The sequence below is a fragment of the Nonomuraea sp. NPDC049421 genome (assembly GCF_040677005.1).
Taxonomy (GTDB): domain Bacteria; phylum Actinomycetota; class Actinomycetes; order Streptosporangiales; family Streptosporangiaceae; genus Nonomuraea; species Nonomuraea salmonea.
In genome coordinates this window covers 178,089-193,485 of the sequence record NZ_JBFAQA010000003.1, presented here as the reverse complement: position 1 = coordinate 193,485, position 15,397 = coordinate 178,089, and the positions used below count along the sequence as shown (strand labels likewise).

General features: G+C 72.5%; 13 protein-coding genes. 10 read left to right on the top strand and 3 right to left on the bottom strand.

Annotated elements, in window-relative coordinates:
• Positions 1-13: 13 nt before the first annotated feature.
• The 4 genes from AB0K18_RS06950 (at position 14) to AB0K18_RS06935 (ending at position 5,167) form a co-directional block, all read left to right on the top strand.
• Entirely contained in the window at positions 14-1,012 is a 999-nt protein-coding gene (locus AB0K18_RS06950) for a LacI family DNA-binding transcriptional regulator (protein WP_364910958.1), read from the top strand.
• A 100-nt stretch (positions 1,013-1,112) separates the two neighbouring features.
• Complete coding sequence (locus AB0K18_RS06945; protein ID WP_364910956.1) at positions 1,113-2,600, top strand: alpha/beta fold hydrolase; 1,488 nt, start codon at positions 1,113-1,115, stop codon at positions 2,598-2,600.
• A gap of 182 nt (positions 2,601-2,782) precedes the next feature.
• Positions 2,783-4,243 carry a glycoside hydrolase family 43 protein gene (locus AB0K18_RS06940; protein WP_364910953.1) on the top strand — a complete coding sequence of 487 codons (1,461 nt, stop codon included), beginning with the start codon at positions 2,783-2,785 and terminating at the stop codon, positions 4,241-4,243.
• Positions 4,244-4,438: 195 nt separating this feature from the next.
• Positions 4,439-5,167, top strand: coding sequence for a protein-L-isoaspartate(D-aspartate) O-methyltransferase (locus AB0K18_RS06935; RefSeq protein WP_364910951.1), 729 nt, complete (start codon positions 4,439-4,441; stop codon positions 5,165-5,167).
• On the opposite strand, the gene AB0K18_RS06930 is transcribed toward AB0K18_RS06935, so the two are convergent.
• Complete coding sequence (locus tag AB0K18_RS06930) at positions 5,151-5,480, bottom strand: hypothetical protein (protein ID WP_364910949.1); 330 nt, start codon at positions 5,478-5,480, stop codon at positions 5,151-5,153. The genes AB0K18_RS06935 and AB0K18_RS06930 overlap by 17 nt on opposite strands.
• Positions 5,481-5,742: 262 nt before the next feature.
• On the opposite strand from AB0K18_RS06930, the gene AB0K18_RS06925 reads away from it, so the two are divergent.
• The gene (locus tag AB0K18_RS06925; protein ID WP_364910948.1) at positions 5,743-6,711 is read left to right on the top strand and encodes a CapA family protein; all 969 of its coding nucleotides are present in this window, start codon (positions 5,743-5,745) and stop codon (positions 6,709-6,711) included.
• Positions 6,712-7,061: 350 nt separating this feature from the next.
• The gene (locus AB0K18_RS06920; protein ID WP_364910945.1) at positions 7,062-8,312 is read left to right on the top strand and encodes a pectate lyase; all 1,251 of its coding nucleotides are present in this window, start codon (positions 7,062-7,064) and stop codon (positions 8,310-8,312) included.
• Between the two features lie 47 nt (positions 8,313-8,359).
• Here the strand turns inward: AB0K18_RS06920 and AB0K18_RS06915 are convergent, their stop codons facing one another.
• Complete coding sequence (locus tag AB0K18_RS06915) at positions 8,360-9,469, bottom strand: alcohol dehydrogenase catalytic domain-containing protein (RefSeq protein ID WP_364910942.1); 1,110 nt, start codon at positions 9,467-9,469, stop codon at positions 8,360-8,362.
• A gap of 272 nt (positions 9,470-9,741) precedes the next feature.
• On the opposite strand from AB0K18_RS06915, the gene AB0K18_RS06910 reads away from it, so the two are divergent.
• Together AB0K18_RS06910 and AB0K18_RS06905 are read left to right on the top strand one after the other, a co-directional pair.
• Entirely contained in the window at positions 9,742-11,046 is a 1,305-nt protein-coding gene (locus AB0K18_RS06910) for an AMP-binding protein (protein WP_364910940.1), read from the top strand.
• Positions 11,046-11,885: an SDR family oxidoreductase gene (locus AB0K18_RS06905; RefSeq protein WP_364910937.1), complete on the top strand. Its 840-nt coding sequence runs from the start codon at positions 11,046-11,048 to the stop codon at positions 11,883-11,885. The genes AB0K18_RS06910 and AB0K18_RS06905 overlap by 1 nt, the downstream gene beginning before the upstream one ends.
• Here AB0K18_RS06905 and AB0K18_RS06900 read toward each other — a convergent pair.
• Positions 11,860-12,687, bottom strand: coding sequence for an IclR family transcriptional regulator (locus AB0K18_RS06900; protein WP_364910935.1), 828 nt, complete (start codon positions 12,685-12,687; stop codon positions 11,860-11,862). The genes AB0K18_RS06905 and AB0K18_RS06900 overlap by 26 nt on opposite strands.
• Positions 12,688-12,969: 282 nt before the next feature.
• On the opposite strand from AB0K18_RS06900, the gene AB0K18_RS06895 reads away from it, so the two are divergent.
• The gene (locus tag AB0K18_RS06895; RefSeq protein ID WP_364910932.1) at positions 12,970-13,968 is read left to right on the top strand and encodes a hypothetical protein; all 999 of its coding nucleotides are present in this window, start codon (positions 12,970-12,972) and stop codon (positions 13,966-13,968) included.
• Between the two features lie 88 nt (positions 13,969-14,056).
• A complete protein-coding gene (locus AB0K18_RS06890) occupies positions 14,057-15,379 on the top strand; it encodes an MFS transporter (RefSeq protein WP_364910929.1) in 1,323 nt (440 codons plus the stop codon).
• The last annotated feature ends 18 nt before the right edge of the window (positions 15,380-15,397 follow it).

The window sequence follows — 15,397 nt, the reverse complement described above, 5'->3', positions numbered from 1 at the left end:
TACCCTCGGCGGCATGGTGACGATGGACGACGTCGCCCGGCTGGCCGGGGTGTCGAAGATGACGGTCTCCAACGTGGTCAACAACCGGGGCGGGGTCAGCGAGCCGGTACGCCGCCGCGTCCGTGAGGCCATCGAGCGCTCCGGCTACCGGGTCAACGTCTCGGCCCGCACGCTGAGGTCGGGCCGTACCGGCGTGATCGGGCTCGCCGTGCCCGAGATCGACCGGCCCTACTTCGGGCGCCTCGCCTCCCACGTCATCGAGCGGGCGCGGCGGCGCGGCTTCCACGTCGCGATCGAGCAGACGGGCGCGGCGGCGGCCGGCGAGATCGACGCCATCGCCCACGCGCGGACGCTGCAGTTCGACGGGCTGATCCTCAGCGCGGTCGGGCTCGACGGCCGCGACCGCACCCCGCCCGAGGGCGACCACCCGATCGTGATGCTCGGCGAGCAGGACTTCGGCGGGCGCTTCGACCACATCGCCATGCCGAACGAGGAGGCCACCGCGGCGGCCACCGCCCACCTGCTCGACCGGGGCTGCCGCGCCGTCGCGCACGTCACCGGCCGCCTCGACTGGAACCTCAACATGGTGAACGCCCGCCACCGCGGCCACCTCGGCGCGCTCGCCGCCCGCGGCGTCGAGGCCGACCCCGCCCTGCACGTGGGACTCGACGCGCTCACCATGGAGGCGGGCCAGGCGGCGGCGCACCGGCTGGCCGCCGGCGGGCGGTCCTTCGACGGCGTGCTGGCGGTGACCGACACCGTCGCTCTCGGCGTGCTGCGCGGGCTGGCGGACGTGGGGCTGCGGGTGCCCGATGACGTGCGGGTGGCCGGGTTCGACGACATCGCGGAGGCGGCGTACCTGGTGCCCGCGCTCACCACCGTGGCGCCCGACCACGCCTGGATGGCCGAGAAGGCGGTCGAGCTGGTCACCGAGCGCATCGCCGACCCGGGGCGGCCGACCGGCCGGTACGTGGCGCCGTACGAGCTGGTGATCCGCGAGTCCACCAGATAGGCGTATGTCCCGTTTTTCCCATAAATGCCAAAGGCACCTTCTGTAGCTGTTAGATTCGTTGGTCATTGATCACGGAGGGGCGCCCGACGTTAGGAGAAACGTGCTCAGAAAGACCTCCCTGCTCGCCACCGCGCTCGTGATGATGGGGACGGTGCTGACCGCTCCCATCGCCGCCGCGACCGTGACAGGCAAGGACGTCACGAACGCGGTCGGCAAGCGCGGGGTGACCTGGCGGCCGTGCAAGGAGGAGCCGAGCGTCGAGTGCGCCACACTGAAGGTGCCGATCGACTGGTCCAAGCCCAACGGGCCGGCCATCGACCTCGCGCTGGCCAGGCGCAAGGCCAAGGACTCCGCCGCGCGCATCGGCTCGCTGCTGACCAACCCCGGCGGGCCCGGCAACTCCGGCGTCGACGGCATCCTGCGCCCCACCGGATTCAGCGAGGAGATCCAGCGGCGCTTCGACATCGTGAGCTACGACCCGCGCGGCGTCGGCCGCAGCGGCTCGGTCACCTGCTCGGCCTCGGTCTACAACCAGATGCCCTACCCCGTGATGAAGAGCCAGGCCGACTTCGACAAGTGGGTCGCCTTCGACAAGAAGCTGCGCGCCGACTGCCGCAAGCGCACGGGCCCGGTCTACGACCACCTCGACTCGAAGAACGTCGCCCGCGACATGGACGCCATCCGCGCCGCGCTCGGCGACGAGAAGCTCACCTCGTACGGCGTCTCCTACGGCACGCTCGCCCAGCAGATGTACGCCGAGATGTTCCCCGACCGGATCAGGGCCATGGTGCTCGACAGCAACATGGACCACAGCCTGAACGTCAAGGCGTTCCAGGTCACCGAGGCGGCCACCGTCCAGGACAGCTTCGACGAGTTCATCGCCTGGTGCCAGCGCGACACCGACTGCGCCCTGCACGGCCGCGACATCCGCGCGCTGTGGAAGAAGGTCGTGGCCAAGGCCGATCGGGGCGAGCTGGTCTGGCCCGGCGGCGACGACAAGGTCAGCGCCCACAACCTGCTCTGGCTGACCGTCATCATGAACGAGGCACCCGACTGGCACCTGGAGGCCCAGGTGCTGCTCGCCCTGGACGGCGGGCCCGTGCCGGACGACATGCCTGGCCCGCCCGGCAACGGGCCGGTGAGCGGCAAGTGGGCCGAGCTGCCCACCGCGATCCTGTGTGAGGACTGGAACCTGGGGCTGCGTGACTACAAGGAGTACGCCGCCGTGATGCGGGCCTCCAACGCCGTGGCGCCGGACGTCCGCTACAACCCGATGCCGATGGGCGACATGCCGATCTGCCAGGGCCACCCGGTCACCAACCCGCAGCACCGCCTGCGCTACAAGGGCAGCGCGCCGCTGCTGGTGAGCACGTCCAAGCACGACCCCGACACGCCGTACCGGTGGTCGGCCAACGTGGCCAGGCAGCTCGGCTCCAAGGCGACGCTGCTGACGTACGAGGGGTGGGGGCACGGCGTCTACGGCATGACCGAGTGCACCACCAAGGCCATGGACGGCTACCTCGTCTCGCTGACCGTCCCGAAGCGGGGCACCACCTGCCCGGCCGAGGAGCCGGAGCCGACGAGCTAGGCCGGTCGTCCGGCAGACGGGGCCGCGCGGTTCACCGCGCGGCCCCGTTCGGTTGTGAGAGGGCCATTGACCGCCCTGATGTTAGCGATCACACTGAGGGCGCCGCCGATGTGAGTCCCTTTCCGGCGGCGGAGGAATGTTAGCGCTAACAGAAGCGTCGTACCCCCTCCCGAAGGAGACGCATGTACGCGACCCTGCCCCGCAGGACGGCCGTGGTGCTCGCCGTGGCCTGCCTCCTGCTCGCCTGCCTGGCCGCCGTCGCCCCCAAGCGGGCCGCCGCGCTCGACCCGTTCACCGGCTACCTGATGGCCCACTTCACCGGCGAGTCCGCCAACGGCGAGCAGATCTACCTCGCCCACAGCGACGACGGCCTGCACTGGACCGACCTCAACAACGGCCAGCTCGTCCTGCGCTCCACGATCGGCACGCGCGGCGTCCGCGACCCCTCGATCGTCCGCTCCCCGTCCGGCGACCGCTACTGGATCGTCGCCACCGACCTGCGCATCGCCGGCGGCACCTCATGGAACGACGCCGCCAACCGGGGCAGCACCTCCCTCGTCGTCTGGGAGTCGCGCGACCTGGTGAACTGGTCGGCCCCCTGGCTCATCAACGTCGCCGGCGCCATCCCCGGCGCGGGCAACGCCTGGGCACCCGAAGCCATCTACAACGCCGCGACCGGTGACTACGTGCTCTACTGGGCCACCAACTCGGCGCGCAACGGGGTGACGAAACACCGCATCTGGTACGTCCGTACGAGCGACTTCCGCTCCTTCACCACGCCCCAGCTCTACATCGAGCGCGGCGGCACCCAAGGGCTCATCGACACCCAGATCATCGAGGTGCCCAACAGCGTCGGCGGCCACCGCTATTACCGCGCCTCCGCCGACGGCCACATCACGATCGAGGCGGCCGACTCGATCCTCGGCACCTGGACCACCCTCGGCAACCTGTCGCACATGGGCATCTCCAACGGCACCGGCGGCGGCACCGTCGTCGAAGGACCCATGTGGGCGCGCTTCAACGAGCGCGACGAGTGGGCCCTGTGGCTGGACCAGTTCGCCACCGGGCGCGGCTACATGCCCATCACCTCCACCGGCCTCGGCAGCACCCGCAACTTCCGCACCCGCTCCGACTACGCCATGGGCGGCAACCGCAAGCGGCACGGCTCCATACTCAACCTCACCGCCGCCGAGGAGAGCCGGGTGCTCGGCCGCTGGGGGAGCGGCGTGCCCGTCAGCCGCATCCAGTCCTACAACTTCCAGGACCGCCACATCCGGCACGCCGACTTCGACGTGCGCATCGACGCGAACGTCAGCCCCGCCCAGGACGCCCAGTTCCGCCTGGTGCCCGGACTGGCCGGCGGGTCCGGCACCGTGTCGTTCGCCTCGGTCAACTACCCCGGCTACTACCTGCGGCACTATGGGTTCGACCTGACGCTGGCCGCCGACGACGGCACCGGCACCTTCGCCTCCGACGCCACCTTCCGGCCCGTGGCGGGGCTTGCCGACGCGTCGTGGACGTCGTACCAGTCGGTCAACTACCCCGACCGCTACCTGCGCCACTATGACTACCTGCTCCGCCTCGACCCGATCACCGACGCGCAGAGCCGCGCCGACGCCACCTGGCGCCGCGTCTCGGGCTGAGCCTCCCGGGTAGGGGGCGGGTGAGGAGGGCCGTCGAAGGCCCACCACCCGTCCCCTTGCGGGGCGAGGGGGTGGCTGATGGCGGTGACCGGCACTCTTCCGACGGAGGAGGGGGCTGATGGCGGTGACCGGGACCCTTCTGCTCAAGGAGGGGCTGATGGTGGTGACGGGCGCCCTTTCCCTTCGGGGGACCCCATGACGGCGGCGCGGCGTGCGGGGGAGTCTCGTCTCCAGGGCCTGATGCGGGCGGCGCGGCGGGCGGGGGATCCGCGTGCGCAGGAGCTGGTCGCGGCGGCCGAAGGTGACTGCCGCAGCCTGGAGCTCGTGACGGCCGCCGAGCGGGCGGGGGTGCACGACCTCCGCCTGCTGGCGGCCATCGCGGCCACGCCGCGCGAGCTGTTCGTGCCGCCGCGCTCGGCCGGGCAGGCGTGCCTGGACGTGCCCATCCCGCTCGCCCACGGCCAGCCCACCAGCCAGCCGTCCCTGGTCGCCCAGATGATCGACGCGCTCCTGCTGGCGGGCGGCGAGACCGTGCTGGAGATCGGCACCGGCTACGGCTACCAGACCGCGCTGCTGGCCCGGCTCGCCGGGCATGTCCACTCCGTCGAACGCCTGCCCGACCTCGCCGCCCACGCCCGCGCCAACCTCGCCGCCGCCGGCATCACCGGCGCCGAGGTGCTGGTCGGGGACGGCTCGGCCGGGCTGCCCGAGCACGCCCCCTATGACGCCGTCATCGTCTCCGCCGCCGCCCCGCACGTCCCCGCCGCCCTGGCCGGGCAACTGGCGGAGGGCGGCCGGCTCGTCATGCCCGTCACGGGACAGATCGCGGACATCGTCACCCTCTTCACCAAGCAGCGCGGACGCCTGGCGAGCCTCCGCGAGCTGACCCCCGCGTCCTTCGTCCCGCTCATCCCCGGCTCGTGAAGCCGGCGACGACCTTCGGCAGCGCCTCGTGCACACCCTGGTTGTGATCCACCTTGCCCGCGTCGGTCAGGCTGACCGTCGCGCGCCTGGCCTTCAGCTGCCGCCGGCAGTAGGCCGCGTTGGAGTAGGCGACGTCCGTGTCACCCTTGGCGCGATGCAGGCGGACCGGGGCGGACGGCTTCCGGTCGCAGGTGGAGTCGAGCCGGGTCAGCAGCCGCTTCAGGTCGCCGGTCGACGCGGGCGTCGAGCCTGCGGTCGCGGTGCCCGGCGAAGGCGCGGGTGGCGCGCAGGCGTCCGCGGTGCGGTAGACCACGCGGTAGGCCCCCGTACCTCACCTGCGCCGCGTCGACGCCGGCCGTCTTGACCCGCCGGCCCTACCCCGCGTCCCCGGCTGGCCCACCACCCCATGGAAGCCCAGGTGGTGGGCGGGGGGCGAGGGCCTGTCGGTCCGGAGGAGCCCAGGCGGTGGTGAGGGGAGCGGGAGTCCGCCGGCGGCGGGGGAAAGCGCAGGCTGAGGGCAGGGTGGGCGGCCGGGGGAGGGGGTTAGGGGGTGTTGGGGTGGGCAGGGGAGCGGGGTGGCCGTCACGCTCGCGCTGGCGGGGGACACGATGCTCGGCCGGGGTGTCGCCGACCTGCTGGCGAAGTCTGCCGACCCCGGGGATTACGTGTCGGACGCGGTTCGCGCGTACCTCTCCGAGGCCGACCTCACGCTGCTCAACCTCGAGTGCTGCGTGTCCGATCGGGGCGCCCCGTGGGTGGCGCCGGGCAAGGTCTTCCACTTCCGTGCCCCGCCGAGGGCCGCCGACCTGCTGGCCGAACTGGGCGTGGGCTGCGTGACGCTGGCCAACAACCACGCGCTCGACTTCGGTCACGACGCGCTCCTGGACACCTGCGCGCACCTCGCGCGGGTCGAGATCCACACCGCCGGCGCCGGCCCCGACCTCGAACGGGCCCGCGAGCCCGTCCTGATCGACATCAACGGCCTGCGCCTGGCCGTCGTCTCCGTCACCGACCACCCCGGCGACTACGCCGCCACTCCCGACCGGCCCGGCGTGGCGCACGCCGACCTGCCGTCCGGGGTGCCCGCCTGGCTGATCGACGCGGTGGCGAGGGCGCGGGCGCAGGCGGACGTCGTGCTGGTCAGCCCGCACTGGGGGCCGAACATGACGACCGGGCCGCTCCCGTACGTGCGGACCGCCGCGAGCATCCTGACCGGCGCCGGCGCCACGCTGATCGCCGGTCACTCGGCGCACGTCCCGCACGGGGTGGCGCCGCCCGTCCTGTACGACATGGGCGACTTCATCGACGACTACGCCGTGGACCCCGACCTGCGCAACGACCTGTCGCTGCTGTTCCTGGTCACCTGCGACGACCTCGGGCCGCTCCGGCTGCGCGCGGTGCCGCTCAAGCTCGACTACTGCCGGACGACGCTGGCCAGGGGCGCCGAACGTGCCTGGCTGGCCAGCCGTTTCACCGCGGCCTGCGCCGCCCTGGGCACGGACGCCGTCTGGGAGGACGACGTCCTCACCGTCGACCTCCGCTGACAAGAGCCCACCGGGTCGCCGGGCGGGCGGACTCGGCGTCCGACCAGACCGCGGGCCTCAGCCGGGTCGTCCCTCTCGGGGAAACGCCGCCCGCACGACGCGGTCGTACCGGGGGTGATGAAAGTTTCAGCGCCGCCCTGCAACTCCCGCAGACCCTCTGACCTGGAAAGACGCCGCTCCTCGAAGGGAGTGTCCTTTGCGGGGTTGCGGGGCTGTGCTTCACTGCTCCTGCGGTTGGGAAAGCGCTTACCGTAAGCCGGTAAGCGCATTCCGACCGATCCCGAGGCGGCGCCGCGATCACCGGGCGCGCGCTCGATGCCCCATGCAGTTCGTCGAAAGGGGAGTTCACCGTGCGTAAAGAGAAAAGGCTGAGCGTCGTGCTGGCGGCGGCGCTCGTGGCGGGCAGCGGGCTGGTGGCCGGGTTCGCCACCGCCGCCTCGGCGGCGCCGTCCAACGGCAACTACACGCTGGTCAACGCGGGCAGCGGCCTGTGCGCCGCGGTGCCGGGCGCAAGTACGGGCGACGGCGTCCAGCTCGCCCAGGCGAGTTGCTCGGGCGGGTCGGGGCAGGTGTTCGCGGTCACCTCGACGGGCGGCGGCTACCAGATCAAGGCCGTGCACAGCGGCAAGTGCCTCGGCGTCAAGGACGGCTCCACCAGCGCGGGCAAGGCCGTGCAGCAGGAGTCCTGCAGCTCGGCGTCGTCGCAGAGCTGGCAGCTCACCGAGTCGGGCTCGAACTACCGGGTGGTCAACGCCAACGGCGGCAAGTGCCTGAACGTCAAGGACAACTCCACCTCCTCAGGCGCCCTGCTCCAGCAGAACTCCTGCGACTCGGTGTCGACCAAGCAGTGGACGCTCAGGGCGGCCGGCGGCGGCAACCCCGACCCAGACCCCACCCCGACCGTGACGCCGCCGCCCGGCGGCGGTGACGGCAGCGGCTCGTGGCCGTCCGACACCGGCAGCGTGCACCTGACCGACACCCGTGAGCTGGGCTCGTTCTTCGACGGCGGCATGAAGCGCTACTACGGCATCGGCGACGGCGGCCAGAGCGAGAGCCAGGACCCGATGTTCGTCGTGCCGAACGGCGGCACCATCCAGAACGTCATCATCGACGCCCCCGCCGGCGACGGCATCCACTGCGAGGGCTCCTGCACGATCCGCAACGTCTGGTGGAACGACGTCGGCGAGGACGCCGCCACGTTCAAGAGCTCCAGCTCCTCTGCCACCTACCTGGTGGACGGCGGCGGCGCCAAGTCGGGCTCCGACAAGGTGTTCCAGCACAACGGCGCCGGCACGCTGACCATCAAGAACTTCCAGGTGCACAGCAGCGGCAAGCTCTACCGGGCGTGCGGCAACTGCTCGTCGTCCTACCAGCGGCACGTGGTGATGGACGGCATCACCGCCCGCTCGACCAAGGTGCTGGCCGGCATCAACTCCAACTGGGGCGACACCGCCCGCTTCAGCCGGATCACGGTGTACGGCAGCGCCACCATCTGCGAGCGCTACAAGGGCGTGCCGAAGGGGCAGGAGCCCAGCAAGCTCGGCTCGGGCCCTGACGGCACCCACTGCCTCTACCGGGACTCCGACATCACCTACCGGTAGAGACGCGCGAGCCGGGCGGGCGGGTGAGGGCGCCCGCCCGGCCGGGCTCAGCCGTTCGGGTGCACGGACACGTGGACGGCGTGCTCCCCGGGCACCTCGCCGCCGAGGGTCTCGAGGGCGAGCACGGTGTCGTCCAGCCCGAACGAGTGCGTGTGCAGCTTCTCCAGCGGGTGGCGGCGCGCCTCGATGAGCCCGATGGCCTCGGCGTAGGCCCGGTTGTCCACCGAGAACGCCCCCACGACGGTCAGCCCGCGATTGACGATCACGTCGGTGCGCACCGGGATGTCGCGGCTTCCCTTCAGACCGGCCAGCACCACCCGTCCGCCGGGCCGGGCCGCGAGCAGCGCGTCGGCCACCGGCTCCGCCGCCATCGGCGTCAGCTCCAGCACGACGTCGGCCATCGCGCCCGAGGTGAGCTCCCGCACCCGCTCGACGATGTCCACCCCGGCGCCGGCCACGATGGTGTGGTCGGCGCCGAACTCGCGGGCCAGGGCCAGCTTGTGCGCGTCGGACTCCAGCCCGGTCACGATGATCGTCCCGGCGCCGGCCGCGCGGGCCGCGATGACGCAGGCCAGGCCGCGCTGGCCGGCGCCGAGGACGAGCACCGTGTCCCCGAGCCCGGCGCCGCCCAGGTGGCAGGCCCAGCGCACGCCCGCGCCGAGCGGGTTGAACAGCGCCGCCACCTCGACGGGCAGCGTGTCGTCGACGCGGTGCAGGATCGTGCCGGGCGCCAGGTACATGTACTCGGCCAGCCCGCCCCAGAGCGACGGGGCCTCGTCCACGGGCGTCATGCCGTGGCCGTACCTGATGTGGGGGCAGAACTGGTACGCGCCGGACAGGCACCGGCGGCAGGCGTGGCACGGCACGACGATCTCCACGGCGACCCGGTCGCCGGGCTGCACGCCCCACCGGGCCGCCGCGCGCTCGCCGACCTCCTCGACGATGCCGAGCGGCTCGTGCCCCGGCACGAAGGGCCGCCGCTCGTCCTGCAACATCGACCCGAGATGGCCCCTGTACGTCTCGACGTCGCTGCCGCAGATCCCGTTGGCCTCGACGCGCAGCAGACCGTCGTCGGGGCCGATCCGCGGTCGTGGGAACTCGCGTACCTCGATCTTGCGAGGAGCGATCTGTACGGCCGCGCGTACGGTTTCCGCCATGCTCTCTCCGAAGGGCCGGTCGTCCGCTGCCTGACAGGATGACGGCGGCCACCGCCGATTGCGACGCCGCTTCCGCCTCGCGGAAAGCCCCGAGCCGCCCTGTACGGCATATGCCCTAAAGCCGCTTTCATGGTCACATCAGCCATTTACTTCCGCGACGCGAAAGTCCGCTCGATCACCCCCGCGCCCCCTCGGCATAGTGGGGTCCCCGGAAGGCCCGCGCACACCTGTCGGCACGGTGGCCGCCGACACCCTCACCGGAAGGACACCACGTGACCACACCCGGCTTCGTCGCGCCCGAGGACCGAGACGCCGTCACCGCGATGCTCCTCACGCAACTCGCCGGACTGCCGGCCCGCTCGCCGTTCTACGCCGACCTGTTCGCCGCGCACGGCATCGGCCCTGCTGCCCTGGTGTCCCTGTCCGACCTGCGGAAACTTCCGTTCACCGACAAGCAGGCGCTGCGCGAGTCGCAGGCCGCCGCGCCGCCGCTCGGCCGGCACGCCGCGGTCGGGATGGCCGAGGTGATCAGGGTGCACGCCTCCACCGGCACCACGGGCAAGCCGAGCTGGGTGGGGGTGACCCGCCGCGACGCCGAGTCGTGGACCGAGATGACCGCCCGCGCGTTCACCACCATGGGCGCCACCCGCGAGGACGTCGTGCTGCACGGGGCCGGGCTGACGTTGTTCGTGGGCGGGCTGCCGATCAGGGACGCGCTGGAGCGGATCGGCTCCACCATGATCCCCATCGGCACCGGCAACTCCGACAAGGCGGTGCAGGCCCTCGACTCCCTCGGCGTCACCGCCCTGCATGCCACCCCCTCGTACGTGCGCTACCTCGCCGAGTACGTCCGCAGGCTCGGCCGCGACCCGCGCGAGTTCGGCATCCGCAAGATCTTCGTGGGCGGCGAGCCGGGCGGCGGCGAGCCCGCGTTCCGGCGGCACCTGCGGCAGGAGTGGGGCGCCCGCATCACCGAGGGGCTCGGCAACGCCGACATGGCGCCGGTCCTGTTCGCCGAGCCGCCCGGCGCGGCCGGCATGCGCTTCACCGGCGGCAGGCACGTCCTGGTGGAGCTGGTCGACCCCGACGACGGCGAGCCCGTCGTCCCCGAGCCTGGCGCGTCCGGTGAGCTGGTCTACACGTCGGTGGATCGCGAGTGCTGCCCGCTGGTGCGCTTCCGCACCAGGGACCGGGTGCTGGTCACGGGGCTCGATCGTGACGGGGCGCCGCTGATCCGGTGCGTGGGGCGTACCGACGACATGCTCATCGTTCTGGGGGTGAACGTGTTCCCGACCGCCGTGCGCGACCTCGTCCAGGACCTGCATCCGCGCACGAACGGGGTGGCGCAGATCGTCCTGCCGGGGCCTGGCCCGCGGGTGGAGCCGCCGCTGCGGGTCGAGGTCGAGCTGGGGGACGCACCCGGCGACCCCGAGGGGCTGCGCAGGGAGATCGAGGAGCTGATCCGCGCCCGTCTGACCGTCCGCGCGGCCGTCACGCTCCTCCCGCCGGGCTCGCTGGAACGCACCGAGATGAAGTCCCGCCTGACCCGCGTCGCCCCGCTGGCCGAGGCCACCTGATGACCGCCGGCCCCATGACCGACCCGTTCGCCGGCGCCGATCCCCGGTGGATGGCCGGGCGGACGGCGCTGGTCACCGGCGGTGGGCAGAGCACGGCGTTCCCCGGCGTCGGGTACGCCACCTGCCGGGTGCTGGCCAGGCACGGCGCCCGCGTCGCGGTGCTGGACAGGGACGCCGGCGCCGCCGACCGTACGGTGAAGCTGATCACCGAGGAGGGCGGCACCGCCGTCCCCGTGATCGCCGACGCCACCTCCGACCGGGCCTGCGCGGGCGCGGTCGCCGAGACCGTCGGCGCGTTCGGGACGCTGGACGCGGTCGTCAACTGCGTCGCGGCCGGCGACCGCGGCGGCCTGTTCGACACCACGCCCGAGCACTACGACCGGCTCATGACCGTCAACCTCAAGTCGGCCTGGTCGATCATCAGGCACGCCGTCCCGGTCATGCCGCGCGGCAGCGCGATCGTGAACGTCTCCTCCGTCACCGTGCGCTCCCGCGGCCCCGGCATGATCTACTCCGTCGCCAAGGCGGGCCTGGAGAACCTCACCGAGGGCGCCGCCACCTCGCTCGGCCCGCAGGGCATCCGCGTCAACTGCGTCCAGGTCGGCGTGATCTGGGGCGCGTTCGCGGCGCGCGGCCCGATGCCGGAGTCGCTGCGCGAGCCGCGCCGCCTCAGCACCTCGCTCAAGACCGAGGGCACCTCATGGGACGTCGCGTACGCCACGCTGTTCCTGCTGAGCGACCGCGCCCGGTGGATCTCCGGCCACATCCTGGCCGTGGACGGCGGCCCTCCCCATCACTACGGCACCGAGCCGGTCACCTCGGTACCCCAGGGGGAGTGAGCGGGCGGGTGGCCTCGCGGACCCGCCAGTGCGGGCGCGGCACCGGCGCGCCCGCCGAGGGGGCGCCGAGCGCCCGCGAGATGCTGCGCGCCGTCGTCGCCATCGCCGGCACCAGCGAGCGCGGGGACGCCGAGCCGCTCGGCACGGTGATGCCGACCGCCGCCACCACCCGGTCGCGCGCGCCCCTGATCGGCACGGCCACCGCCATCACCCCGTAGGTGAGCTGGCTCTCCACGACGGCCACCCCCGACCTGCGCACCTCGGCGAGGAAACGGCGTAGCTCGTCGGGGTCGGTCAGCGTGTTCGCGGTGTAGCCGCGCAGCTCGGAGGCGAGCACCTCCTCCTGGAACTCCTGCGAGGAGTGCGCCAGCAGCACCAGCCCCGTGCCCGTCGCGTGCAGCGGCCAGCGCCCGCCCTGCCGGCTCGGCACGGGGACGGTGTCGCGGGCGCGCAGCGACTCGACGTAGATGACGTCGTGCCCGTCGGGCACGCCGAGGTGGATGTTGGCGCGCACGGCGTGCTGGAGGTCGTGCAGGTACGGCAGCGCGATCTCGCGCAGCTGCCCGCCCTGCGGCGCCAGCGTGCCCAGCTCCAGGATGCGCACCCCGATGCTGTACTTGCCGTCGCCGTGCCGGATGAGCGCGCCCCAGCAGCGCAGTTCGTTGAGCAGCCGGTGAGTGGTGCTGAGCGTGAGGCCGGCCCGGCGGCTGATCTCGCTGAGCGACAGCGCCAGGTTCTCGGCGTCGAACACGCCGAGGATGGACAGCACCCGCTGCGCCGATGTCAGGCGATGCGATTCCACAGACCGGTCTGCCAGGACGGTCACCTGCTCACCTGCCTGTCCGTATATCGGGTTACGTAGGTGTTACCCCAGGCTACCCAAAAGGACAAGTCACCGACAGTGGACACATTTATCGCGACATTTCTTTCCCTTGCGTGAAAACCGCCTTTCCGTCCGGCCATTCTTCCCGCTCGCCGGCCGGCCCCGGCGCCCGGTTCCAGCGACCCTTCCGCGTCATGAAAGGCGCGGTCACCCGGGCCGCCCCCGCGTTCTAAATTGCACCGGACAGGAGGTGTGAGCAGGATGTCCGACCGAATTCACGGCCCGCCATATCCCGCGGCCGAGGTGGCCGGTGAGGAGGGGGAGGCGGCGTATCGGGCGGTCGCGTTCATGTACGAGCACGGCTGGAGCGACCGGCTGCCCCTCGTGTCCGCCACCCCCCGCCGCGTGGCCGAGCTGCTCGCCACCACGCACCGGCCGCCCGGCCAGGACATCGGCCGGCTCGACCAGCTCAAGAGCCCCGTCACCGTCGAGGTGGCGGCCGTCCACGCGGTCATGGCCGGCTGCCGCCCCGAGCACTTCCCCGTGGTGCTGGCCGCCTGGGACGCGCTCATGGGCGAGCGGTCCCACGTCGGCGGCGGCTGGCAGAGCAGCAGCGGCCCGGCCCGCGTGATCGTGGTGAACGGCCCCGTACGCCACCGGCTCGGCTTCACCGGCCCCGCCCAGGGCTTGCGCCCCAGCACCACCGTGACGCGGGCGATCGGCCTGACCGTCCGCAACGCGCTCGGCGGCGTCCCGCACGGCCTCGACCGGCCCGCACCGGGCGTGCTGCCGGGCCGATGGTCGATGTGCGTGGCCGAGAACGAGGAGGACAGCCCCTGGCCGCCGCTCAGCGCCGACGGCGGCGTGCCCGCGGGCACCGACGCGGTCTCCGCGATCCTCGTCGACACCAGCACGTTCGCCGGCAGCTCCGACACCGCGGCGGGCCCGCTGATGGCCGAGCTGGCCGGGGCGATCGCGCGTATCGGCGGCTGGACCTCCCGGCACGCCGGAGCCGCCGTGCTGCTCTGCCCCGGGCACGCGCGGCTGCTGGCCAGAGCCGGCATGAGCAAGGACGACGTACGCGCCCTGCTGACCGCGCGGTGCGCCCCTCCGTCGTCCCCGCTGCCCAGGCGCGGCGACCCAGGGCACCTGCCGATCGTCGTGGCGGGTGCGGCCGACGCCGGCATCTCCATGGTGGCGCGGGTCTTCTCCGGCTGGTCGGGCACGCCCGTCCGGGTCGAGCGGAACCGCGACACATGACGTAGCCCGCGTGCCGCGGAAGACGCACGACGCGCGGCGCGGGCCCGAATACGGTGAGACGATCCCCCTTGCTCCGAGGAGCACAGCCATGGCCCAGAACGGCACGTCCAAGCCCCGGTCGATGAGAGGCGTCTTCGCGGCCAGCTTCATCGGCACGTCGGTGGAATGGTACGACTACTTCATCTTCGGCACCGCGGCGGCGCTGGTGTTCCCGCGGCTCTTCTTCCCCGAGTCCGACCCCGACGCCGCCACACTCGCCTCCCTGTCGGCGTTCGCCGCCGGCTTCATCGTCCGGCCGATCGGCGCGGCCGTCATCGGCCACTTCGGCGACCGGATCGGCCGCAAGTCGATGCTCGTCCTGTCGCTCCTGCTGACCGGCGGCTCGACGTTCCTCATCGGCGTGCTGCCCACGTTCGCCGCGCTGGGCATCGGCGCGCCGCTGCTGCTCGTCTCGCTCCGCCTCATCCAGGGGTTCGGCGTGGCGGGGGAGTGGGGCGGCGCGCTGCTCATCGCCACCGAGAACGCGACCCCGCGCCGGCGGGCGGTCTACGGCAGTTTCGCCCAGTTCGGCGTCCCCATCGGCGTGCTCACCTCGAACCTGGCGTTCCTCGCCGTCTCCGGCATGGACGACGAGACCTTCTACTCCACCGGCTGGCGCATCCCGTTCCTGCTGAGCGCGGTGCTCGTCGTCATCGGCTTCATCGTCCGGATCCGGCTGTCGGAGCCGTACGAGTTCGCCCGCGCCAAGCAGCGGCAGACCGTCACCAAGGTGCCCTTCGCCGAGCTGCTCCGCCGGCACCCCCGCAACCTGGTGCTCGGCGGGCTCGCCGCGATCGCCCCGCCCGCCGTCGGCTACGCGGTGACCGTCTACATGCTCACCTACGGCACCTCCGCCGTCGGGTACGCCAGGAACACGCTGCTCACCCTCATCCTGGCGTCCACCTCCGTGTGGATCCTGGCGATCCTCGTCTCGGCGCTGCTGTCCGACCGGTTCGGCGCCAAGCGGCTCTACGTCGCGGGCGCGATCACCGCCGTGGTGTGGCCGGTGCCCATGTTCGCCCTCGTCGACACCGGGAACGCCGGGCTGGCGCTGGTGGCGTTCCTGGTGGCGGCCATCGTGCAGGGCATCATGGCGGGGGCGCAGGGCGGGCTGTTCACCGAGATGTTCGCGACCGAGGTGCGCTACAGCGGGATCTCGGTGGCGTACGCGGTGGGCGGCACCGTCGCCGGCGCCCTCACCCCCGTCTACCCCGCCCTCTACGCCGCCGGCGGCTCCTCCACGCCCGTCGCGCTCTTCCTGTGCGTGCCCGGCCTGGTCAGCCTGCTCGCGGTGCTGGGCATCAGGTACGCCACCGTGCGGCCGGAGGAGAAGGAGCCCGGTGCGGTGGCCGTGCCGTCGGAGTCGTCCTGAGCCTGCCGGGGGCGCGGA

What these genes read in the sequence shown, in the direction of transcription:
- AB0K18_RS06915 (WP_364910942.1), bottom strand. Translation starts at nt 9,469, where the DNA reads ATGGCGGAAACCGTACGCGCGGCCGTACAGATCGCTCCTCGCAAGATC.
- AB0K18_RS06905 (WP_364910937.1), top strand. Translation starts at nt 11,046, where the DNA reads ATGACCGCCGGCCCCATGACCGACCCGTTCGCCGGCGCCGATCCCCGG.
- AB0K18_RS06935 (WP_364910951.1), top strand. Translation starts at nt 4,439, where the DNA reads ATGACGGCGGCGCGGCGTGCGGGGGAGTCTCGTCTCCAGGGCCTGATG.
- AB0K18_RS06940 (WP_364910953.1), top strand. Translation starts at nt 2,783, where the DNA reads ATGTACGCGACCCTGCCCCGCAGGACGGCCGTGGTGCTCGCCGTGGCC.
- AB0K18_RS06890 (WP_364910929.1), top strand. Translation starts at nt 14,057, where the DNA reads ATGGCCCAGAACGGCACGTCCAAGCCCCGGTCGATGAGAGGCGTCTTC.
- AB0K18_RS06895 (WP_364910932.1), top strand. Translation starts at nt 12,970, where the DNA reads ATGTCCGACCGAATTCACGGCCCGCCATATCCCGCGGCCGAGGTGGCC.
- AB0K18_RS06950 (WP_364910958.1), top strand. Translation starts at nt 14, where the DNA reads ATGGTGACGATGGACGACGTCGCCCGGCTGGCCGGGGTGTCGAAGATG.